This is a genomic window from Vibrio limimangrovi (assembly GCF_054064025.1).
Genome location: NZ_JBSUGF010000007.1, coordinates 493841 through 517013, shown reverse-complemented (window position 1 = coordinate 517013; position 23173 = coordinate 493841). Strand labels below are relative to the sequence as shown.

The window sequence follows — 23173 nt, the reverse complement described above, 5'->3', positions numbered from 1 at the left end:
GCAGGAATCTAAAACAGATTCTCCGCCCTTTTAAAGTAACAATATCGAATACCAATCCAGATGACTTGGGTTTAAACAGTACGAATGGGCTCGGTTGCTTTTTGGGGTTCACTAATGGGTTCAAGTACTTCAATTTTCACCGCTGCGACCTTGAATTCAGGAATTTTAGCGTGCGGATCCGTTGCTGTTGTAGTTAACCGGTTTACTGGCGACTCAACAAAATGGAATGGAATAAACACCACCCCTTTTTGCATCCGTTTGGTGACAAAGGCATCGATCTCTATGCAACCACGGCGTGTCGATATTTTCAGGCGTTGGCCATTACTTATCCCTAATGCATCCGCATCTTCCACGCTGATCATCGCTCTTGGCCCCGCAAGATTATCAAGCCCTTTGGTTTTTCTTGTCATCGTTCCCGTGTGGAACTGCTCCAACACTCGACCAGTCGTGAGCACCAAAGGGTATTCTGCATCTGGCAGTTCAGCTGCGTAGCGGAACGGGATGCCCACCATTTGCCCTTTACCGCGAGTAAATTGGGTCTGGTGCATAATACGCGTTCCGTTCGGGTTATTTTTATTGCTCGGCCACTGGACACCATTCGGCGTGATGGTATCCCAGCGCAATCCTGCATACTGCGGGGTTACGCGCGCTATCTCATTAGTGATGTCAGATACACAGCGATAGTTCCAGTCACTGCCCATGGCATTAGCGAGTTGCTGAATGATCCACCAATCTTCCTTTGCCTCCCCTGGTGCTGCGACAACTGAATTTACACGTTGTACCCGACGTTCAGTGTTGGTGAAATGACCGGATTTCTCTGCAAACGAGCAAGAAGGAAGAACTACATCGGCGTATTGAGCTGTCTCCGTGAGGAAGATATCCTGCACCACCAAAAAGTCCAACGCTTCCAAGCCTTCAATTACATGCGTCTGATTCGGATCACTCAATACGGGGTTCTCACCCATGATATACATGCCACGAACTTCACGTTTGCAGGCCGCGTCAATAATTTCAGTTAGGGTTAGCCCCGGCTCAGCAGGTAAGTCTGGTGCATTCCACTCAATCGCGAATTTCTGACGAACCATCGGGTTATACACTTTTTGGTAGCCCGGATAACAGTTCGGCAACGCGCCCATGTCGCACGCCCCTTGCACGTTTGACTGGCCGCGCAATGGGTTGATACCGCCGCCTTCTATGCCTATGTTGCCGCACAATAGCTGCAGGTTTGCGACCGAACGGACGTTATCATGCCCGGTCGTATGCTGTGTGATACCCATGGAGTAATACACGGCGGTTCGTTTCGCCGTCCCGATCATTCGAGCCATCGCGAAAATATCATCGGCTTTTACACCCGTAACCAGTTCTACTTTATCCAGGTTGTACGCAGGCGACATTACCTCTTGCAGCAAGGTGTCAAAGCCATCAACACGTTCTTCAATATATTCCTGATCATACCAGCCGTTCTTGATTATCTGCTGCATCACGCCGTTAAGCAGCATCACATCTGTGCCTGGTCTATGTGCCAGATAAAGCTCGGCATGATCGACCATATCGACACGTTTCGGATCAGCCACGACCAAGCGCGCACCGTGATGGCGAATTGCCTGTTTAATGTGAGAAGCGATAATCGGGTGTGCGGACGTGGTGTCAGAACCGATAATAAAAATTACATCTGAGTGTTTGATGCTCGGGATATCATTGGTCATCGCCCCGCTGCCTAATGACGCTTCTAAACCGGTAACACTGGACGCGTGGCACAATCGTGCACAGTGGTCGACATTATTGGTGCCTAGTTCGCGGCGGATAAATTTCTGAAATGCGTAATTATCCTCATTCGTGGTTTTGGCCGAAGAAAAACCAGCCAGCGCATTGCTACCAAAATCTTGTTTGATAGACGAAAGCTTCGCTGCAACCAGTTGAATGGCTTCATCCCAGCTTGCTGGTTGTAGCCATCCATCCTTACGAATAAGAGGAGTAGTTAACCGCTCTTCACTGCTAATGAAGTCAAAACCAAAGCGCCCTTTTACACACAGCATACCTTGGTTTACGGGAGAATCTGCCCCTTTGACATAACGAATTTTGTTCTCGGTTTCATCAACAAACATGGTCTGCTTACAACCGACACCACAATAGGTGCATATTGTATCAACGGCTTTTAAATGTTCGATTCTACCTTGAGAACGGTCTCGACTATCCACCATCGCACCGGTTGGGCACACTTGAACGCACGCGCCACATTGCACGCACTTTGAGTCTCCCATCAGCGTTAATCCACTATTTTTGTCCCCTTTATCATCAGAACGAAAACGTGGACGATCATCAGGTCTTATGGCTGGTCGGCCATTTTTATCCAATACAAAGCTCAACACGCCATGAACCGCTTGCTCACGACAAGCCTGAATACACTGACCACAGCTAATGCAGCGATTAGCATCGAATTCAATAAACTCCGAACTGCGATCGACTTGGTACTTATGACGACGATCTTTTGCTCGTAAATCGAGCCAGCTTTGATGGTCCACTACATTGGTGGCAGCGGCTTGCAAAGAATCTTCGAATTTCTGTTCAGCTTGATATTGCGTAGAATAATCGCGCAATGCACAGTCGGTATTAGCCTGACAACCACACTCGAGGCAACGTGCGGCTTCTTTCATCGCCTCTTCATTATCAAACCCGAGTTCCACTTCAGCAAAACTCTGTTCTCGCTGTTCAGGGGTAAGCTCGGGCATGATCGTACGAGCAATTTTCTGGATATTTTCAAAGTGGATAGGATCAACTTGCGCTAACTTCTTCTCTTTTCGCGAGTTAAAAGCAGGCTCCGGCATATTCGCCATACCGCCATTCAGGAATAGGTCGATCGCTTTTGCTGCTACGCGCCCATCGCCCACGGCTTCAACCGCTGTGGCAGGGCCACGACGAAAATCACCAATGCTGAAGATATTGCCCGTGCCTGTATGCATGGTTTTATCGTCGGATTCAGAGGTATTCCAACGAGTCAAAGGAATCGACAATTGATCGTTTTCTAAAAAGCTCAAATCGGGCTTCTGTGAGACCGCGGCAATCACGGTATCGAACGCTTCAGTGAAAAACTCACCCGTAGGTTTAGGGCTACGGCGACCTGAAGTATCAGGAGCACCGAGCGCCATTCGTTCTAAACGAATCGCACTAACACGCCCGTGTTCATCAGCAATATTTTCAGCAGGGTTTGTCAAGAAGTGGAACTTAACGCCTTCATGTTCAGCTTCAACGATTTCATAGTCTTCTGCTGGCATCTCGTCTCGGGTTCGACGATAAATTAACGTGGTGTCCGCACCCGCACGCCGAGCAGTACGCGCGCAGTCAATCGCCGTGTTACCACCACCAATCACAGCGACTTTTTGGCCTGTTACATAGTGCTGGTCGGTAACGTAATCCTTCAGGTAGTCAACACCCAGATAACATCCGTCTAAGTCGCTTCCCGGATAGGCCATTTCAACCGCTTTAGATGCTCCCACAGCCAGACAAACCGCGTCATATTCTTCACTCAACTGAGAAAGGGTGAAATCAACGCCAAGTTTCGTATTGGTTTCCACTTGCATTCCGTTACGGCACATCAGTTCGATTTCTTTATCCAGAATATCCTTCGGTAAACGATATTCCGGAATACCGTAACGAAGCCACCCACCCGCTTTCGGCATAGACTCAAAAACGGTAACATCATAACCTTCATTAGACAGGTAGTACCCCGCGGTTAGACCACCAGGCCCACTGCCTACAATGGCAATTCTCAAATTTTTAGCCGGTTTTTTATCAGGAACGTAAGCTTCGTAAGAGGCCAAATCTGCATCGGCTGCATGGCGTTTTAACTGACGAATAGCGATTGGTTCGTCTACTAAAGAACGACGACATTCAGTTTCACAAAAGGCTGGGCAGACACGGCCAATCGACAGAGGCATTGGCAGTGTACGCTTGATCACCTCGATGGCTTTTTGATGATCATTTTGCGAAATATGATAAAGGTAAGATTGGATATCAACGCCGGCAGGGCACGCCGTTTTGCAGGGGGCTTCACAGTCTGCGTAGTGATCCGTCATAATTCGGTTCAACGCTTTTCTACGGTGCTCACTTAAGTGTTCTGATTGTGTGACCACATTTAAACCGCGATACACTTTCAGTTCACAAGCTCGCTTTGTCCCACCGCTTTCTATCTCGACGATACACAAGTCACATGGCACTTTTTCATTACTTTTGTTCATTCCGCAAAGTGAAGGGATTTCGACCCCACACACTTTTGCGGCCTCAAGAAGAGTAAGTCCTTCCTCTACAATTCGATATTTTCCATCGATGACAATTTCAATCATAAGCTACCCGATATATACCCAAATGACTTCAAGATGCCGGATTCAGAGCGTTGTCACTGATGCTAGTTCAAGGAAAAGAACGCAGCGGAATAGCAAGCTCTTTCCAAGTTATTTGACGCAGAAATTGTGTCAGTGACACTCTCCCGAAGGGCGAGTTGTCTTGACTCTCAGTCTTTGTTAACGATTTTTGATTTAGAACCACTAGATCTTCAAATCGTTGCCGCGTCTGAGAGCCAAGTCATTCTCGCTGAACCAAGCATCTCGAGGTTATTTGGGTATAAGCACAATAAACCTCACGTTTGTTAAGGATAAGTCTTACGACAATAAGTTCTTGTGACTGGTTACTCAGTAAATACATATTTATTGGTAAATATTAACTATTGACTTTCCCCCAGGGGTAACCTTTATTATTTAAAGGTTATTTGAATTCATATCATTATTTTTTCTGGGAAGAGTATGCGTCTGAAACCATTGCATACAATGTGGCTAACTTTACTGACAACGCTGATACTGCTGGTATCTAGCGTAGTAAACAGTGCGCCATTGATGAACCTGAAAATGATGCAAAGTAACTCAATGTTGTCTGCTGACACTATCGCAAATTCAAGTGGCCATTGTGGTTCGCACAATATGGACATGAGTAAGATGGGCAGTATGGCGATGTCTCATAGTTCTGCCTCTTCCGACCTGTCTGTGGACTGTGCGGACACTTCAGGTATGGTTAATAACTGCTGCACCACTGCTTGTTCATTTGTTTTTGTTTCACTGCCAGTTCCTGAAAATAAAGCTTACCCACTGACTTTTCGTACCACCATCAATCTTGAGACAACGGAAACTGTTGTCGCAATCAGTCGCGATCTCTACCGCCCTCCCATCGTTTAATTCTTTCAAAGCATTCGACCCTACTGAACTAAAGTAGGTTGTTTAATTGCGCCCGACGGTTGGTCTATTCACCGACGCCCACTTACGATCGCTGTTCACTTCAATCGTAAGAAACTGACGTAATAGAATCGCCCGTAAGGCTGACACATACCAGCTCCCGCGTCGATACGTACTGCTTCACACGTGTTCTCGCGAGCTTGGTAATAATTTGGATGAAAACGATGGAACTCAACCCAAATCGCTTAGTCACAGCAATATGTTCACTCACGCTGGTTACTTTTCCTGCATTTAGTGCCTCAGCACAAGTGCCATCAAAGGCAAGCGAAGTATATCTGGCACAATCGACACAAGAACTGGCACAACTCATCAGTGTTGCATTAAATAATGATGGAAACCGGAAACAGTTCTTTGCTCAATCTGAAGCCATGCGCGAAAGCGGCGTGGCAAGTGCAACACTGATGGACCCGAAATTAAAAGTCGGTTTTGGCGGTTTACCTGTCGACAGTTTTAAGTTCGACGAAGACCCGATGACCAATATTTCTGTTGGTCTAATGCAGCAATTTGAACGCGGCTCAACGCTCGATCTTCAGCAAAAGAAAGCCAATCAACAAGCAGATGGTTTATCTCTGCAAGTACATACCAGAGAGCTGGATGTCGCAAACAACATGACAAAGCTCTGGCTCGAACTGGGATATCAGCAACAAGCTGAACAGATCATGTTGGAAAACCGCCGTTTGATGAAGGAGATGGAACGCTTCATTCAAACCAATTACTCGATTGGCAAAAGCGAAGCTCAAGATCTGCTCAATGCACAGCTACAAGTCAGTAAGCTGGATGAGAAATTGCAGGCTAATGCGCAAATGCAGCGACGTTTACTCTCCCAGCTATCTGAATGGCTCGGTTCAGACTGGCTTATTAACTATTCGCAACAAGGTAACCTATCGCTGCAAGCTAGCAACCAATTGCAATGGGACTTATTGAATCAAAAGATTCCCTCCGACGCGGATAGAACTGAACACTACCAACTACTGAGCCAACATCCGATGGTTAAAATGGCAGACGTGAGTATTTCCACCAATCAAACTCAGGTAGAAATTGCCGAGCAAGCTTATACACCGCAGTTTGGGGTAGAAGTTGCTTATGCTTATCGTCAGTCAAACGACATGAGAGGCGACCCAGCTTCCGACCTCGTTAGTGCGTATTTAACAATGGATATTCCGCTATTCACTGGCAATCGCCAGGATAGAAATCTCGCAGCCGCTCAGTATCAGGTTGGAGCAGCACGTTCACAAAAAGATACGTTACTCACTCAAATGAATGCCAAAGTGAATACGCTCTTAGTCGACCGAGCCAATATCACCCAGCGCTTAGAGCGTTATCAATCCACCCTACTTCCTCAGGTAAATGCCCGTATTCATGCAGTAGAACGGGGCTATCAGAACAATACTGCACAGTTTAACGATGTGATCATGGCAAGTACTGATGAACTCGCTTTGCGGCTAGAACAGCAGCGCTTAATCACTGATTTAAACATCGTCAACAGCAACTTAGCCGCATTATTGGGTGGTTTTGAATATCAAGTATCAACACCGGCATTAAGGAAGTAGTAATGAATTCGAACTCTATAAAAATCGCAACTATCGCTTTACTGGTAGGCAGCGTCTTAGGTTTTGGCATCAGTCAGTTAAATCCGGGGGCCAACCATGAGCTCATGACGGCCGAGAACAGCGCTTCAAATGGCTCAAACGAACCGCTTTACTGGGTCGCACCAATGGATCCTAATTACAAGCGAGACAAACCGGGAAAATCGCCGATGGGGATGGATTTGATTCCAGTCTATGCTGAAGATCTCGCGGGCGAGCAGGACAAGCCAGGTACGGTAAAGATTGACCCTTCAGTAGAAAACAACCTCGGGGTTAAAACCGCCCAAGTATCTTTAGAGAAGTTATCACCGCGTATTGAAACCGTCGGTTACATTGCCTTCGATGAGAGTAAGTTATGGCAAACGAACGTTCGTGTTTCTGGTTGGGTAGAAAAACTCTACATCAACGCCGTTGGTGAAAAAGTAGAAAAAGGAAATGTACTCTTCACACTCTACTCGCCAGAGTTGGTGAAAGCACAAGAGGAGTTGCTGAATGCATACCGAACAGGCCGCAGTGGCTTAGTAAAAGGCGCAACTGAGCGTCTGGTTACACTCGGTGTGGATCGCTCTCAAATCAATGCGATTACTCAACGTGGTAAAGCCTCCCAAACTATTGCGATTAAGGCCCCAGAAGACGGTATCATTGCGAGCTTAAATGTGCGAGAAGGCGGCTATTTGTCGCCAGCCCAAGCAGTGATAAGTGCTGGTCCTCTGGAGAATGTGTGGGTAGATGCGGAAGTGTTTGAGCGTCAGGCTCACTGGATGAAAGCAGGCAGCAATGCCACCATGACTTTAGACGCGATCCCCGGAAAAGCGTGGCAAGGCGCGGTGGACTACGTATATCCGATTCTTGATCCAAAAACCAGAACCTTACGTGTGCGTCTCAAGTTCCCGAATCCAAATGGCGAACTTAAACCGAATATGTTTGCCAACATTGCGTTACAACCTGTGAGTGACGATGCAGTACTAACTATTCCTAAATCTTCCGTTATCCGCTCCGGCGGTATGACCCGGGTCGTCCTTGCTGAGGGTGAAGGAAAGTACCGTTCAACTCGGATAAAAGTAGGTCGCGAAGCCGATGACAGAACCGAGGTGTTAGAAGGTCTGACTCAAGGCGATCGTATCGTGACTTCTGCGCACTTCATGCTGGACTCAGAATCAAGCCAGACGGCCGATCTTTCTCGTATCTCCGCACCACAAAAATCAACCGCCGCAACGGCTTGGGCAAAAGGTGAAATCACTGATGTGATGAAAGACCATCGTATGCTGACCATTAACCATCAGCCCGTACCAGAATGGAACTGGCCAGGCATGGTGATGAACTTCACCTTCGCGAACGGTGTTGAAATGGGTGATCTGCAAAAAGGCCAAATAATCGAATTCGAAATTCAAAAAACGGATACTGGCCAGTATGAAATTGTTGATTACAAATCGGATGGCAGTGTCGCTGTTACAGATGTGTGGTTAACCGGAGACATCAGCATGCTCATGGCCGATTTTGGCATGATCACGTTAAATCACATGCCTGTCGCGGAGTGGAACTGGGATGCGGGTGAAATGAACTTCACTGTAGGTGATGAGGTTAACCTGTCTGGCTTCAAAGAGGGTCAAAGAGTCCGGTTTCTAATCGAAAAACAAGGCTCTGACTACGTATTAAAACAACTAGAAGCGGTTGAGGGATAACTATGATTGGAGCAATTATCCGCTGGTCAATCAATAACCGCTTTATGGTATTGATCGCTACCTTAGTCATCGTCTTAGCTGGGTTATATAGTGTCAAAAACACCCCTGTTGATGCGATTCCTGACCTTTCTGACGTGCAAGTCATCATTAAAACCAGTTATCCGGGGCAGGCACCTCAAGTGGTTGAGGATCAGGTCACTTACCCCCTAACCACCGCAATGCTTGCCGTTCCGGGGGCAGAAACGGTGCGTGGCTATTCTTTCTTCGGTGATTCGTACGTTTATATCATTTTCAATGATGATACCGACATGTACTGGGCACGATCGCGAGTATTGGAATACTTAAGCCAAGTCGCTCCTAAGTTGCCGCCAAGTGCAAAACCGACATTGGGCCCAGATGCAACAGGTGTGGGCTGGGTATACAGCTACGTGTTGCAAGATAAAACCGGCCAACACGACCTTGCAGAACTTCGCAGCTATCAGGACTGGTTCTTAAAATACGAGCTTCAAACTGTCGATGGCGTTTCTGAGGTAGCTACGGTTGGCGGGATGGTCAAACAGTACCAGGTCCAGATCGACCCAGCGAAACTGCGCGCCTACAACCTAACGTTGCAGCAAGTGAACATGGCGATCCAAAACGGCAACCAGGAAACGGGCGCGTCCGTTGTAGAAGTAGCGGAAGCGGAACATATGGTACGCACTACCGGTTACTTAACCAGCATCGAAGACATTGATTCACTGCCACTTAAAGTGACCGATAAAGGTACGCCATTACTACTGGGAGACATCGCAGACATCAACATCGGTCCACAAATGCGTCGCGGCATCTCTGAGCTTAACGGTGAAGGAGAAGCGGTCGGCGGTGTCATTGTGATGCGCTATGGTGAGAACGCTAGCAAGGTGATCAGCAAAGTTAAAGACAAACTGAATGCCCTGCAACAAAGCTTGCCTGACGGAGTGGAAATTGTCCCGACATATGATCGTTCTACTTTGATCAATGCCGCAGTAGATAACCTTTGGAAGAAACTGGCAGAAGAGTTCATCGTGGTGGCTATTGTTTGTGCCTTGTTCTTGTTCCACATTCGTTCGTCGTTAGTCATCGCATTGAGCTTACCGGTAGGCATTTTAGCCGCTTTCATTGTTATGCACTCGCAGGGCATTAATGCCAACATCATGTCGCTTGGCGGGATAGCCATCGCCATCGGGGCTATGGTGGACGGCGCGATCGTGATGATAGAAAACGTCCATAAGCACATCGAACGAACACCACTGACGGACAAAAACCGTTGGCAGGTGATTGGCAAAGCGGCAGAAGAAGTAGGCGCCCCTCTGTTCTTCTCACTGCTTATCATCACGTTGAGCTTCGTTCCCGTGTTCGCACTGGAAGGGCAAGAAGGCAAAATGTTTTCGCCTCTTGCCTTTACCAAAACGTACGCGATGGCATCTGCGGCGGCTCTGGCAATCACGCTTGTGCCTGTATTAATGGGTTACTTCATTCGAGGTAAGGTACTTCCTGAACATAAAAACCCGGTGAACCGTGGCCTTGTGGCGCTATATCGTCCGCTGCTAAACCTGAGCTTGAAGTATCCGAAAGTAATGATAGTACTAGCATTAGGTTTGTTAGCGTCAGCGTATTACCCGACCAGTAAGCTCGGCAGCGAATTTATTCCACCACTGGATGAAGGTGACTTGATGTACATGCCAACAACTTATCCAGGTATTTCTATCGGTAAAGCGCGTGAGCTGGTTCAGCAAACCAACAAACTGATTAAAACCGTACCGGAAGTCAAAACCGTGTGGGGCAAAATCGGTCGTGCAGATACCGCAACCGACCCAGCACCACTTACGATGATTGAAACAGTGATTCAATTCAAACCACGTGATGAATGGCGTGAAGGCGTTACAACCGAATCTTTGCGTAAAGAATTTGACGATCTGATTCAGTTCCCTGGGTTGACGAATGCCTGGGTTATGCCAATTAAAACTCGTATCGACATGCTGGCAACTGGTATCAAAACCCCTATCGGGATAAAAATTGCTGGCCCTGATCTGAAGGAAATCGAAAAAATTGGTGCGCAACTGGAGCCAATTCTGAACAACGTTTCTGGCACCGCTTCAGTGTATGCGGAGCGTGTCGCTGGTGGACGCTACGTGACGATTGATATTAAACGCCGTGCGGCCGCACGTTATGGACTTAATATCAAAGATGTTCAGCAGGTTATTTCCACAGCGGTAGGCGGGATGAATGTCGGGGAGACTATTGAAGGTCTGGAGCGTTACCCAATTAACGTTCGTTATCCGCAAGACTACCGTGATTCAGTGGTGAAGCTGCAGAACTTACCGCTAGTGACACCTAATGGTGCGCGTATTGCACTCGCTGACGTAGCAGATATCCGTTACGAAGATGGTCCACCTATGATCAAAACCGAAAATGCGCGTCCGAATGGCTGGGTATTTGTGGATATTGATGATCGAGATCTCGGCTCTTATGTTGCGGAAGCAAAACAAGCCGTGACAAATCAGCTTGTCTTGCCTGCCGGTTACTCGCTGGCTTGGTCTGGTCAATATGAGTATATGGAACGTGCGAAAGACCGACTCAGCGCGGTGGTGCCGATTACTTTGGTGATCATCATGATGTTGCTCTACTTCAGTTTCCGCCGCGTCGGAGAGGTATTGATCATCATGCTGACTCTGCCATTAGCGATGGTGGGGGGGGTGTGGTTGATGTACAGCCTCCATTACAACTTCTCCATCGCCGTGGGGGTTGGATTTATCGCTCTCGCGGGCGTGGCGGTAGAGATAGGCGTCATTATGCTGGTTTACCTTAACCAAGCATGGCACCACAAAAAACTAGACGCTGAAGAAAAACATCAATCACTGCAACTTAACGATCTGACAAATGCCATTCGCGAAGGGGCTGGGTTGCGCGTACGTCCGGTGATGATGACCGTACTCACTGTCATTATTGGTCTGATTCCAATCATGTACGGAGAAGGTACTGGTTCCCAAGTCATGCAACGTATCGCGGCACCAATGATTGGTGGTATGGCCTCGGCCCTATTACTGACGCTACTGGTGCTACCAGCCATCTTCAAGCTGTGGAAGCAGCGTGAAATCAAACCAAACCATGTCCCAGAGAAATAAACACAAAGCGCTAATGTGGAATTCGTATTAGCGCACTACCCCATTTACAGGAAAGGAAATAAATATGAAAAAGACACTAATCACTCTTGCTCTAACCGTCGCTACTGGCAGCGTATTTGCTCAGATGGACAATTCAACGATGAATCATGACAACATGGATCATGGTTCAATGCCTATGGAACATACACAAAGTGACAGCATGCCAATGGACCATTCAAATATGGATCACTCCAATATGGGTGTCATGGTAGCAACATCAGCAGTAGGTATGCCAGCAAATGGCTCAAAACCAGACAAAGTCGTGCACGTAATTTTGAGTGATGACATGAAAATCACCTTTAAAAAAGAGGTGAAGATCGAGCCAAATGATGTCGTCCAATTTGTGGTGATGAATACAGGGAAAATAAACCATGAGTTCACAATCGGCTCTGCCGAAGAACAGCTAGCACACCGTGAAATGATGAAGAATATGTCTGGTAATCATATGCACGACTCAGATAACTCAGTTACGGTTGAACCAGGTAAAGCGAAGCAAATTATGTGGCACTTCCACGGCGACAATGATGTTGAGTTTGCGTGCAACATCCCCGGCCACACGGAAGCTGGCATGGTAAAAAAAGTGAAGTTACAACCTTCAGAAAAATAGGTTTTTTATTAATCGAAAGGAGCGAATTTCCGCTCCTTTTACTCACAATATTGGGGTGTTTACCTCATCACAAACAGCTCTTCATGATAGTGATGCTCTGTATCGAACCGAAATGTATCTAACTGCTGTTTCAGTGTTTCAGAAAATGCTTCAGGCCCACAGAAATACAACTCATAGTGAGATAAATCACCACACTTGTTCGCTATGTGTTCTGCATTCAGTCTTGGGGATACCTGGGTATCAATAACACTCAGTTCAACCTGTGCTTGATGGGCGATATGCCAAAGCTCGTCGACTAAGTGACTGTCTAAACCGCGTGAGCAATAGAATAAATGCACTGGCTGATGCGATTTTCGCTCTCTCAATGAAGCAAGTATCGCAAAGAAAACCGCAATACCTACGCCACCTGCAATCCATATCTGAGGCTTATTGACGTCAAATGCCATACGTCCATATGGACCTTCTAACGCCACTTCATCACCGATTTTTACTCGTTCACATAAACCAGTCGTAAAATCCCCCAGCTCTTTGATCAAAAAGCGTAATTCTGGCTCACCATTTGCCGACGCGATAGTAAACGGGTGTGGGTCTTCATTGCCAAAACGAACATAAGCAAATTGCCCAGCAGTATGTCCTTTCCATGTGTCACTCGGTGTCAATACAAGCTCAGTAACTCGAGCTTGTGGGAAAAAACGAGTCGATTTAACTTTCATACTGTGTCGGTTCGCACTCCCGACCCGACCTAATAAACTGTAAATAGCCGCTGCAGAACCAAGCAGTGCAAACACGATAGATACATAATAAATCGGGTCTCCCCAGTAAGCTCGCTTGATAAGTAATACAGAGTGAACCGCAATCATCAGATAAATCGCCGACATGAATCGATGGGACAATTTGAAAGGTTTATATTTCACAACCGACCAAAGCGAGATAACAAATAACACCAGCAATAGATAGAAGCCCCATTCACCCAAGCTAAGACCAACGTCACGTAGATCCACTATCCAGGCATCCCAACCAGTTAAGTTAGCTCCAGCAGGTCCTGCTCCGGTATGTTTTACCGGCTTATCCAGGACACCTGATTGAACTAACCATTTAGGTACTTGATACAGAAGCCAATGCACCACGCCTAAACTCACACCAGAAATGCCTAACCACTTGTGCACTCGATAAGCTTTGTCCATTCCGTTTACCCATTGCTCGATAACCGGTAAACGCAATGCCAATACGATCGCGATAGACATTAAAGCGAGTGATACAACACCTGAATATTGAATCAGTGCTGATCGCCAGTAAAAAAATTGGGTTGATGACAGCAATTCTGGCTCACTCATGAACCACAAAAGAGATAGAGCCGCAACAATACCACAAATAGTATTCCGTACTGTTTTCATTTTTATTACTCCGCCACTGACAACATTTTTATTCTAGTTGAAGCCCTGTAAAGCAACGTCAACAACGGTAAAGTTGCGTAAATCCATTATTTGCAAGGAATCCAACACCTCTATTCAGGAGTTGGTCTAACTTTTTGGTTTCTACCCCGAGATGAAGTGATCCCGCGCTCAGTTTTCAATCATAAAGTCGTAAAACCGGCTACAAATTAGTCACACTTTGTTCAATTGACGTATTTTCCCTTGAAAATATATTTGCGTTACTTATTGTTTACACGAAGCGAATGCCCGAGGAGTTGGCTATTGATATTTGAACGAACGTTTTCCCCAAGTGACCTATCTACACAGAATATGGATAACCCTATCTGTTTGCCCCTGGGCTTTGTTCATTTTTTGGCGCAGTCAGAAACCTTACAACAGGTGTTAGACACTGTAGCTGAGTGGATTAATCGGATCTTCGAATCAGATCGAGCCAGCATTACTTTGTATGAAAATAGCGACTATCTAAAGGTCTACTCATTTGCTGGCAACAAAGCGATTCCTACTGATTTTCTTGTGCCAATAAATCAATCTGTCGTGGGACGCGTATTCAGTAACAAGCAGTTAATTATTTGTGATGACGTCAGCCAATCTGACGATTTAGATTGTGTCATGCTGTCTTCGAGCGGCATGGGGACTTGCATGGATTCTCCTCTGATGCATGGCAAGTCCTGTTTAGGAACACTGAATGTTGCTCATAAAAAGACACACTTTTACACCAAAGAGCAAGCGTCTCAATTACAGTGCATTGCAAACTGGATTGCATTAAACATCGCATTACATGTTCAGATAATGCAGATGGAACATCTTGCCAAAACCGATGACCTTACTGGTATACCAAACCGAAGAGAGTTTATGCGTGAGATCGAGTGTCGTCTTTCTGAATATCGAACCCAAGGGATACAGTTCCACGTTGCAATTTTAGATTTGGATCACTTTAAGAAATTAAATGACAAATTCGGTCATGATGCAGGGGATAAATCACTGATTCATGCCGTCAACACCATAAATGACCATATACGCGATGACGACTTACTTGCACGGGTTGGTGGAGAAGAATTTGCGATTGTACTTAGAAGAAATTCATCTCAAGAAGCGCTAGACACACTAGAGACGATTCGTGATGCGTTGGAAAATGCAGTGCTTACCCACTCAGGCCTTGATATCACCATTACCGCCAGTATTGGTGTAACCCAAGTATGTGGTATGGATAACACATTTGAACCGCTAATTAAACGTGCGGACTTAGCGCTATATAAAGCGAAAGAAACAGGAAGAAATAGGGTCGAAGTAAACCAAAGCGAACATCAAAATATAGAGCAGAATAACCAAACCGGAACAACGAATAAAAAAAGGTAGCGACCTAAAACGCTACCTTTACCCCTACATTTACTAGCACCTTAAACCCTAGTAAAGCAGCAGATTATTTATACCAATCACAGTAAGCAAGTGATCAGAAATAGCGTAGGAAAAATGCTTGAGAACAAGGCAGAATTTTTCGGTAATGTAGTTATTCTACAAACAAACTTCTTTTACAACGAAAAGTTAACGCAGTTATCGAGTATTCTAACACGCTAGAATGACCAGTTATTTACTACGATTGGTATTATGCTTTCTTAAGATCTTTTGAAGGGTACGTCAGTGTTTTTCCACCAGCGTTTACGTGGGTGTAAAAACCACCACCGCTCGTACCTGTCACCACCATTGTGCCCAGGTCGATACCCTTACTTGCTACTACTTCATCACCAATTGAAAACATATTAAATACCTTATTATGTATTTTGAACGCCATGTCGTGTGAAGTATTTAAAATGAATTCTGTAAACTTTTCTAATCAGCTTTTTTGTCGTTAGGATTAAGTTTTATATTAAATTTTACAACGTGTTAACGCGTATTGTTCTTGTTTTGACAAGCTCTACCTAGCACCAATATCTAAAAAAATAAGCGTGTAATTTTTCTGAGATAAGTTAAGATTTTGTCACTTAAGTAGCGTTGTAGTATGGGCTACTGTCAATGGAGAAATATCATGAAGAAAGGCCTTAAAATGCGCGCGTTGGAGCGCTCCGATTTGCGTTTTATTCACGAGCTGAACAACAACCGTAATATCATGGCCTATTGGTTTGAAGAGCCTTACGAGTCTTATGATGAACTCGAAGAGCTTTACCGAAAACACATTCACGATGATGCGGAACGACGCTTTGTCGTCGAAGATGATGATGGAATTGTGATAGGGTTAGTCGAACTCATCGAAATCAACTACATTCACCGTAGTGCGGAATTTCAGATCATCATCGCACCAGACCATCAAGGTCTTGGTTACGCAACAGATATGATTCACCGTGCGTTAGACTACTCATTCTCTATTCTAAATCTGCGTAAAATTTACTTGCTGGTGGCAGTAGAAAACCAAGTAGCCATTCACTTATACAAAAAAAGTGGATTTATCGAAGAAGGCCATTTAGTCGAAGAGTATTTCATTAATGGTGGTTATCGAGACGTTAAGCGCATGTATATCCTGAAACACGAATACCAAAAATCGATGGAAGCGAAGGGGGCAGTCCATTAATTATCTCTAGCCTGTCAGACAAGCCTAAAAACGCAACGACGCAACGACGTCGCTGCGATTACTATCACTCAAATTGGTATTGGTAGGACAGCATGACGCGTTTATCCGCTTCATCCAAATAGGTATTGTTGTTCATCAAAAATGTCATCGCATTAAAAGAATGACGCTTGTTGACTAAATACCCCAAGCCAATACCACCAAATGCACCTTTGTAGTTTTCCCCTTCACTGTTTTTAGAACCATATGAACCTGCTGCAAAACTGATCAACGTCAACTCTTTGGTGAAGGATTTCAGCGCAAAAGCCCCAACATAGCCGCTGCTACCCGATGACGTCATCATATTAAAGCCGTTTTCTGCACTTGGCGTACCGACAAAATCCGGGTCAGAGCACTTGCTGCCGACTTCACCGTCACAAACTGGCGCATCACCTTCGTTATAGGTGTATCCCGCCATAGGGAAAATCTGAAAACCTAAAGGTTCAATACCAAAGTAGCTCAGAGGCATGAATGTACCGACGCTGTAGTTGGTTTGATTCGCGCCATTGGTGTATTCATTCTTACCAAAGTTAAAATTAACAATACCAACAGGAAACAGCCACGAGCCACCAATACGCCATTCACTTGCATCATCATTAATACGTGCATTCAGCTTACGAGCTTGGTCGAAGGCGATTGAACCAGAAAACGATATATTCTGATCATCAAAATCGTAGTTATTGGCGTATGAAACACCAATCTTTGAGATCACTTTAGTCGGATCGTCGGCTAACTTATTTTTATTTTCTTTTACACGGCTGGTGTCGGCAGCCTGAGCCACACTCGTCATTAATATTGCCGTACACACCACTGCAATTTTATATTTCATCTCAGTATCCTGTTAAGGGCTAACTATGCTCCAGTTCAGCAACTTCTATTGATTTTTCCAGCTGTAGCCAAAGCTCAGGAAGTACAATGCAGGATCTTTATATCCGGCCAGCTTAGTCCCGTCGGCTAGCGTCGATTCCGATGAGTCAATGATTACGGTTTCAAATGCTACGCTTAGTGTGTTTTTCTCATCCCACTTGTAATCAACGCCAGTGCCTAGTCGGAATGAGTCACCGGTTGGAACCGTAATGTCCCCTTTCGACTGATCTTCATACATGCTGCTATCGTAGGCCACACCAGCATTCCACATCACTTTGTTATTCACCTGATACTGTGTACCAAAAGCAACCTGATAAGTGTCTTGCGTGCCGACATTCAGTGTGGTTTGGTATTCGCTCCAGTCTTGCCAGTTCACGTTACTCATCCACGCAAAGTTATCATTGACTTGCTGATAGATACTGAAGATCACTTGTTGAGGTGCAACAGAGTCTGATTTTTCGAATTCAAACTTGGTTTCACTGGAGTAAGACAAGCCAAAACGAGTGCCCGGCGTTAACTCGTATAAAACCCCAAATCGTCCATTCACCTGAACGTCTGTATCATCATCTTCGAATGAGAAATCACTATTTCCCGCGCTGGCATTTGCTTCAACCTTATATTTTCCGTATTGAACACCAAGTCCCGCCCCAACAGACCATTGGTCATTAATTCGATAAGAAGCCGTAGGCTGAATGGTCACTGCTTGAGTAATCGCAGTAGGAATATCTAACTGTGCGACGGTATTATCCACCAACCCTTCATAGCCCAGTCCAAGACCATAGTTACCGAACAAACCAATACCTAAAGTCCACTTATCGTTCAACTGCTGGCTATAAAATACTGAGCCCATTGGCACAAAGCCAATCACGTTACCTGCATCGCCCGATATCGTATCCAATTCTGCATCACCATATAGGCTTATCAAATGCCCAGAGAAGGATTTACCTGATACGTTCGCCAGACCCGCCGGGTTTGCTGCCATAACAGACGCATCATGTGCTCTTGCTGCCATCCCCGCAGATGCCAGGCCAATATCCGTTGTATTCGTTTCGTATAAGTACAAACCAGCTGCTTGAGTCGTAGCACATGTAAGTAACGAGCTAGTCACGACGATTTTTGAAAGATTTTTCATAATAAAACCTATTATTTTTTAATTAGAAGCTATGCCACAGTGAGACGTTGTAGATCATCGTAAAACAGTAATGATGCAATAAAGCATAGGTCTCAATGACGTAGAGAGCGAAGAAAATCTAGTCATAATTTAGCGAATTTTCTTTCGCTCTCCTGAGACTTACTCATAGTGATAAAAAGACACTCGCCGCAGCAGAATGCCTTAAAGGAAGTTTGTGGAGCTCAGACTTCATTGTCGAGAAAAACAACTCTATTTTTACCGTTGAAAATCAGTCAACTCGCCTTAGAATTGATAGTTAAATTCGATGCGGTGATCACCATCACCAAAATTAACGTTTTCATTCCAGTTAGCGAAATAACGAACGTTCGTTCTAGGATTGATTTGATAAGACAGCGCAAATTCATGCATTAAGATATTATTTTCTCCAGCATAGTAGTCTGACTTGTAATCACTAGAGCCTGATAAGGTATGCATGTACATTGGGTTATAGTTAATCCAGATTTTATCTGTTAGTTCTACTTTTGCGTACATACCAAGGACAGTAAATGTACCTGGAATTTCATATCCTTGGTCATCACCACTGTAGTCGTTTGCTATCGTGACACCTGCTCCCGCTAAAGGAAAAACTTGCAACGGACCCAATTTTGGTAGTGCTTTAATAAAACTATAAGAGACATCCAATTTGTCGTTATCAACGTCGTAGTTCATATCCAGTTGACGGCCGAGGCCTTTGGCAACCTCTACTTGAAAGTTTCGTAAGCGGAAAGAATCGATACTATCGTCCACATTGCGATACAAAGGATCATCATTATCACGGATACCCAATAAATCTCCACCGACACCTTTCATTTCAATGATATTCATTGCCATCGTGCCTGGCTGACTAGATTGGTAAGTTTGACCGATTTTAACATTCAGACCTTTATCAGTGATCCCAACGCCGGCTTGAGTATATACCGCAAGTGGATCAGACATATCTTGAAGCGCTTCACCACTGTTTTGATCTGTCTGTGCATAAACTGAAGACGTCAATTGAAGCGCTGCTGCGAGAATTACTACCGTCGGTTTAACTAAATTCATACTATGGTACCCATTTAAAGACAATTAATTTATTCACGCCTTTAGATGTCATCAAGGAAAAATGAATTAATACTCTTAAAGATAAAATGCAATAAAAACGTTAAAGAAAATAGACAACAGACGCGCTAAGTAAAATAAAATAGCTCTTTATATTGATTCAATCACAACAGCTTATACGTTACATCAATTGAATTTTGGCAAGAGACTTAGAAAACAATATATTAATTAATTGTTAAGGTCAATGCTTGCTCTAAGACACATATAAACAACTTAGCTACAACACCTATAGACTCGATTCTCTCCACCTAAATAATAACAAGACTATAAATTTAAGTAATTGAAAAATTACATATATCCATTAACATCACCACAGAGTAATGACACGTATAGAACGCAATATACTTTGTCCTTAACTTATTAAAGTAAGCAATGAGAATCCTTCGAAAACAAATGATTCTCATGCTAGAACACGCTCACATGTTGTTAATTTGTAAATGAAAGAAAGTATTAGAAATTAACTTTATGTCTCAATAACGACACATTTATAAACACCAGTATTTCGCGGCGATTCGTTTAAACTGGGAAAATCGATTAGATACTTTCTGAAATTGCCTACGATCAATAATGCGAAACCTAAAATTAGTGATAAATAACTCAACAATGCTCTCACGCTGCAACCTATTACTTTTATTGATATTTATTTGAATCATTGAGTCATTTCGAGATCTTATCGACACAATTTTTTGTCAAGCCATACTATGCTTATGTTGAATATAATCCACTTAAGGGCGTGGTTATGAAATACAAACATATCCTTGTCGCACTAGAACTTTCTGATGAGAGCACTGTGCTGATCGACAGAGCAGTAGAAATGGCAAACTACCTGGACTCCGACATTTCATTCATCCATGTAGATGGTACACATGGTGAAATCTATCGTGAGCTCATAGATATAAAAGAAAACCCAGACCAAAGACCACTGAATGAACACTCGATGGAATGTCTGAAAACGTTCAGTGACTATATGGACTATCCGCTAAAACATTTCTTTGTAGGTACTGGTGACCTAGCTGACAAGCTAGAAACAACCATAAAAGAACAAGAAGTCGACTTGTTGATCTGTGGTCACCATCAGGACTTGTGGAGCAAGCTAATCTCCTACTCAAGACATTTGATCAATAAGTCTCCGGTAGACATTCTGGTCGTGCCGATTCACGATTAGACTTCTATTAAGAAGACGCTGTACATCTTGTATAAAGCAAAAGCCGATAGTAAATAAGTTGCTATCGGCTTTACATTTCTGGCCAATTGAGTGCGTCTCACATCACAGAGACGCTCCCCCACACATAACCAGTTCCTGGCCTGTAATTGCGCTAGCGTGAGGTGAAAGAATAAATTTCACATACTCTGCCACTTCGTAAGGGGAAATAAAGCGCCCCATCGGAGGAAGTTTCGGTGGAGAAGACTTCCTGTCAGGGTTCAGTAACATCGGCGTTTCCGTCGCTCCGGGAGCAATAATGTTAGCCGTCACACCTCGAGGGGCTAACTCAGCAGCCCAACTACGTACCATGCCAAACAGCGCTGATTTAGTAGCGACATATTGTGAACGGCCCGCAACCCCTTTCGAAGTGCGACTGCCAATAATCACAATCCGGCCACCATTTCCCAATTTAGGAGCGAAGTGATTCGCTAGTATCTCAGCGACATGTACGTGAAGATGCCAAACAGACTGGCTTTCTTCAATGTTTAGCTGACCCAAAGGCGCAGCAACCATTTTCCCTGCAGCATGGATCACAGCATCAACTGGAGGTAATGTTTCCAGACAGCTAATTAAGCTATCAGTGTCGAACAAGTCGACAGTCTGACTGACAAAATTAGGGTTCTCATGTTCAACTTTGGTACGGCTTAAGCCCGTAACCTTCCATCCTGAAGAGAGCAACGTTTCCATAATCGCTTGTCCGATCCCGGAACTTGCACCTGTAACGACGGCGTGACGACTCATGATCATTCTCCCAAAATAGACAAAGGGATTTTGAATACGGCTTTACGGATTTCCTTCGGTTCAGAAACCATGCACAAAGCCTGATGAGGCTCGCCTGGCATAAAAATAGCAAAATCACCAGGTTTAAGATGCACCGATTGAGACAACTTTGGATTAGCTAAGATAAGTAAATCTGGTTTCTTTTCTACCGCTTCCTCACCAGAACAATCGACAACACCATAATTAATGATTTCTTCGCCTTCCAATACCACCTGTATATCGGCATAAAGGTGATGAAACTCTGTGTGTCTTACTTCTTGCTCTTGTGTTTGTGCCGGGCCAATATTAACGAACCACTCTGCATCAGCTAATTGCATTTTCCCGTCATCAGCTTGAATAAGTGACTCAAATAAACATTCTGGCTGAGATAAGATGTCGTTAAACTTCTTCGGTAAACCTGCAGTTTTTAGTGATAATAAGTTTCCACATATCATAATAGTATCTCTTAATAGCAGGTAGCCCGATATAAAGGGCTACCATTTCAATTACACATTATTTAGAAGTGATTGATACGTACATATTTAATTGCTTGACGGAAATATGTATAGGCAATGTGAATAGCGCCATCGCTAGATTGAGTAATTGTCGGATATGAAAATTCTCGGTTCAGTTTTTCTTGTGAATTGTTAGTCATACAGAAGCCATCCCCTTCATCAAGGTTAGCGACGATTGACCAGCTTGCACCGTCGTCTTTAGAGATAGCCAGAGACATCGGTGCACGAGGCGCTCCCCAGAAAGCACTTTTGCCTTCAATAATTTCAGGCTCTTTAGCATCGCTACCGTCGTCAATTTCATCATACAAAGAGCTGCGACGATCCGTTGCGCCTTCTGAACTCATGTTATTAAAGACCATTGCCAAATCACCGTTATTCAACGCGGTAACCTGAATCGAAGAGTTGTTGTTTGGCAGCTCAGTCGGTACTGGTGCACTCCAAGTCTCACCATTATCATGGGAGTAGCTTTGGTAAATAAAGTCAGCCCAACGACTGCGATATACTGCGATTAGAGAACCATTTTTCAGCGGTGCCACAGACATATGAACGCAACCCAGACTTTCTGGCACGTCAACTTCTCGCCACGTTTGCCCTTTATCTTCTGAGATCTTCACACTGCTGGTGTCGTAGTTACCCACCCATTTCTCGCCCGGTTTAATGGTGCAGTTAAATATAGGCAGTAACCAATTGCCATTAGGTAATACAACAATAGGCTGTCGGATGAATGTTCCTGGTTTGTCGATCAGTACATCGATATCTTGCCATGTTTCGCCCAGGTCAAAAGACTTACGGTAACGCACGATCGCAGTATCCTGGTTACCGGCAAGTTGAGCTGTCCATAACAACCAAAGGGTGTTGTCAGGGTCTAGGAATAATACTGGGTTTTGTTCTGAACGCTCTGGGTCATTAGACAGTTTGACTGCCGGTTCCCACTCATTCGAATCTTTACGTAAGCGTGAGCACAAAATAGAAATATCAGACACCCCTTCCTGAGTTCCTGCAAACCAGGTACAAAGCAAGTCACCATTTGGTAAAACAAGCAAATTCGATGCGTGGTTTTGAGGATAGTCTGAAGGTAGCATCGCGTTATAGTATTGCTCACGATGCTCAACTGGCACTACTTTACCGTCACGTTCTACAGTAATAGCTTCTTGATTCATTGAATTTGCCCTATAAATTAAAATTTAAAAC

At 44.6% G+C, this 23173-nt stretch carries 17 protein-coding genes; 8 read left to right on the top strand and 9 right to left on the bottom strand.

Annotated elements, in window-relative coordinates:
* Positions 1-71: 71 nt before the first annotated feature.
* Entirely contained in the window at positions 72-4340 is a 4269-nt protein-coding gene (gene fdhF, locus ACWYU8_RS09985) for a formate dehydrogenase subunit alpha (protein ID WP_457519389.1), read from the bottom strand.
* Between the two features lie 456 nt (positions 4341-4796).
* On the opposite strand from fdhF, the gene ACWYU8_RS09980 reads away from it, so the two are divergent.
* The 5 genes from ACWYU8_RS09980 to copI all read left to right on the top strand — a co-directional run bounded on the left by ACWYU8_RS09980 (position 4797) and on the right by copI (position 12336).
* Complete coding sequence (locus ACWYU8_RS09980; RefSeq protein ID WP_457519387.1) at positions 4797-5222, top strand: hypothetical protein; 426 nt, start codon at positions 4797-4799, stop codon at positions 5220-5222.
* 221 nt (positions 5223-5443) lie between these two features.
* Positions 5444-6829 carry a TolC family protein gene (locus tag ACWYU8_RS09975; RefSeq protein WP_457519385.1) on the top strand — a complete coding sequence of 462 codons (1386 nt, stop codon included), beginning with the start codon at positions 5444-5446 and terminating at the stop codon, positions 6827-6829.
* Between the two features lie 2 nt (positions 6830-6831).
* Positions 6832-8547, top strand: a complete 1716-nt coding sequence (locus ACWYU8_RS09970; protein ID WP_457519383.1) for an efflux RND transporter periplasmic adaptor subunit — start codon at positions 6832-6834, stop codon at positions 8545-8547.
* A gap of 2 nt (positions 8548-8549) precedes the next feature.
* Positions 8550-11690, top strand: a complete 3141-nt coding sequence (locus ACWYU8_RS09965; protein WP_457519381.1) for an efflux RND transporter permease subunit — start codon at positions 8550-8552, stop codon at positions 11688-11690.
* Positions 11691-11754: 64 nt separating this feature from the next.
* Positions 11755-12336, top strand: coding sequence for a copper-resistant cuproprotein CopI (gene copI, locus ACWYU8_RS09960; protein WP_457519379.1), 582 nt, complete (start codon positions 11755-11757; stop codon positions 12334-12336).
* Between the two features lie 59 nt (positions 12337-12395).
* Here the strand turns inward: copI and ACWYU8_RS09955 are convergent, their stop codons facing one another.
* Entirely contained in the window at positions 12396-13730 is a 1335-nt protein-coding gene (locus tag ACWYU8_RS09955; protein WP_457519377.1) for a ferredoxin reductase family protein, read from the bottom strand.
* A gap of 300 nt (positions 13731-14030) precedes the next feature.
* Between ACWYU8_RS09955 and ACWYU8_RS09950 the strand changes: the two genes are divergently transcribed.
* A complete protein-coding gene (locus ACWYU8_RS09950) occupies positions 14031-15125 on the top strand; it encodes a diguanylate cyclase (RefSeq protein WP_457519376.1) in 1095 nt (364 codons plus the stop codon).
* Between the two features lie 247 nt (positions 15126-15372).
* Here the strand turns inward: ACWYU8_RS09950 and ACWYU8_RS09945 are convergent, their stop codons facing one another.
* A complete protein-coding gene (locus ACWYU8_RS09945) occupies positions 15373-15525 on the bottom strand; it encodes a hypothetical protein (RefSeq protein WP_457519375.1) in 153 nt (50 codons plus the stop codon).
* 267 nt (positions 15526-15792) lie between these two features.
* On the opposite strand from ACWYU8_RS09945, the gene speG reads away from it, so the two are divergent.
* Positions 15793-16332 (top strand): spermidine N1-acetyltransferase, encoded by a 540-nt coding sequence (gene speG / locus ACWYU8_RS09940; protein WP_457519374.1) that lies wholly within the window; start codon positions 15793-15795, stop codon positions 16330-16332.
* 64 nt (positions 16333-16396) lie between these two features.
* Here the strand turns inward: speG and ACWYU8_RS09935 are convergent, their stop codons facing one another.
* The 3 genes from ACWYU8_RS09935 to ACWYU8_RS09925 all read right to left on the bottom strand — a co-directional run bounded on the left by ACWYU8_RS09935 (position 16397) and on the right by ACWYU8_RS09925 (position 19447).
* The gene (locus ACWYU8_RS09935; protein ID WP_457519373.1) at positions 16397-17197 is read right to left on the bottom strand and encodes a hypothetical protein; all 801 of its coding nucleotides are present in this window, start codon (positions 17195-17197) and stop codon (positions 16397-16399) included.
* A gap of 45 nt (positions 17198-17242) precedes the next feature.
* Complete coding sequence (locus ACWYU8_RS09930) at positions 17243-18367, bottom strand: OmpP1/FadL family transporter (protein ID WP_457519372.1); 1125 nt, start codon at positions 18365-18367, stop codon at positions 17243-17245.
* Positions 18368-18649: 282 nt separating this feature from the next.
* Positions 18650-19447 (bottom strand): hypothetical protein, encoded by a 798-nt coding sequence (locus ACWYU8_RS09925; RefSeq protein ID WP_457519371.1) that lies wholly within the window; start codon positions 19445-19447, stop codon positions 18650-18652.
* A gap of 796 nt (positions 19448-20243) precedes the next feature.
* On the opposite strand from ACWYU8_RS09925, the gene ACWYU8_RS09920 reads away from it, so the two are divergent.
* The gene (locus ACWYU8_RS09920; protein ID WP_457519370.1) at positions 20244-20669 is read left to right on the top strand and encodes a universal stress protein; all 426 of its coding nucleotides are present in this window, start codon (positions 20244-20246) and stop codon (positions 20667-20669) included.
* 102 nt (positions 20670-20771) lie between these two features.
* Here the strand turns inward: ACWYU8_RS09920 and ACWYU8_RS09915 are convergent, their stop codons facing one another.
* From ACWYU8_RS09915 to ACWYU8_RS09905, 3 genes are all read right to left on the bottom strand, one after another.
* On the bottom strand, positions 20772-21449 hold the full coding sequence (locus tag ACWYU8_RS09915; RefSeq protein ID WP_457519368.1) for an SDR family NAD(P)-dependent oxidoreductase: 678 nt from the start codon (positions 21447-21449) through the stop codon (positions 20772-20774).
* Positions 21450-21451: 2 nt separating this feature from the next.
* Entirely contained in the window at positions 21452-21922 is a 471-nt protein-coding gene (locus ACWYU8_RS09910; RefSeq protein ID WP_457519366.1) for a YhcH/YjgK/YiaL family protein, read from the bottom strand.
* Between the two features lie 62 nt (positions 21923-21984).
* Positions 21985-23142 (bottom strand): sialidase family protein, encoded by a 1158-nt coding sequence (locus ACWYU8_RS09905; protein ID WP_457519364.1) that lies wholly within the window; start codon positions 23140-23142, stop codon positions 21985-21987.
* Positions 23143-23173: the final 31 nt, after the last annotated feature.

Excerpts from the sequence above, each read along its gene's own strand:
- ACWYU8_RS09970 (WP_457519383.1), top strand. The coding sequence starts at position 6,832 with ATGAATTCGAACTCTATAAAAATCGCAACTATCGCTTTACTGGTAGGC.
- copI (WP_457519379.1), top strand. The coding sequence starts at position 11,755 with ATGAAAAAGACACTAATCACTCTTGCTCTAACCGTCGCTACTGGCAGC.
- ACWYU8_RS09980 (WP_457519387.1), top strand. The coding sequence starts at position 4,797 with ATGCGTCTGAAACCATTGCATACAATGTGGCTAACTTTACTGACAACG.
- ACWYU8_RS09905 (WP_457519364.1), bottom strand. The coding sequence starts at position 23,142 with ATGAATCAAGAAGCTATTACTGTAGAACGTGACGGTAAAGTAGTGCCA.
- ACWYU8_RS09930 (WP_457519372.1), bottom strand. The coding sequence starts at position 18,367 with ATGAAAAATCTTTCAAAAATCGTCGTGACTAGCTCGTTACTTACATGT.
- ACWYU8_RS09915 (WP_457519368.1), bottom strand. The coding sequence starts at position 21,449 with ATGAGTCGTCACGCCGTCGTTACAGGTGCAAGTTCCGGGATCGGACAA.
- ACWYU8_RS09920 (WP_457519370.1), top strand. The coding sequence starts at position 20,244 with ATGAAATACAAACATATCCTTGTCGCACTAGAACTTTCTGATGAGAGC.
- speG (WP_457519374.1), top strand. The coding sequence starts at position 15,793 with ATGAAGAAAGGCCTTAAAATGCGCGCGTTGGAGCGCTCCGATTTGCGT.
- ACWYU8_RS09910 (WP_457519366.1), bottom strand. The coding sequence starts at position 21,922 with ATGATATGTGGAAACTTATTATCACTAAAAACTGCAGGTTTACCGAAG.
- ACWYU8_RS09965 (WP_457519381.1), top strand. The coding sequence starts at position 8,550 with ATGATTGGAGCAATTATCCGCTGGTCAATCAATAACCGCTTTATGGTA.
- fdhF (WP_457519389.1), bottom strand. The coding sequence starts at position 4,340 with ATGATTGAAATTGTCATCGATGGAAAATATCGAATTGTAGAGGAAGGA.
- ACWYU8_RS09945 (WP_457519375.1), bottom strand. The coding sequence starts at position 15,525 with ATGTTTTCAATTGGTGATGAAGTAGTAGCAAGTAAGGGTATCGACCTG.
- ACWYU8_RS09975 (WP_457519385.1), top strand. The coding sequence starts at position 5,444 with ATGGAACTCAACCCAAATCGCTTAGTCACAGCAATATGTTCACTCACG.
- ACWYU8_RS09935 (WP_457519373.1), bottom strand. The coding sequence starts at position 17,197 with ATGAAATATAAAATTGCAGTGGTGTGTACGGCAATATTAATGACGAGT.
- ACWYU8_RS09925 (WP_457519371.1), bottom strand. The coding sequence starts at position 19,447 with ATGAATTTAGTTAAACCGACGGTAGTAATTCTCGCAGCAGCGCTTCAA.
- ACWYU8_RS09955 (WP_457519377.1), bottom strand. The coding sequence starts at position 13,730 with ATGAAAACAGTACGGAATACTATTTGTGGTATTGTTGCGGCTCTATCT.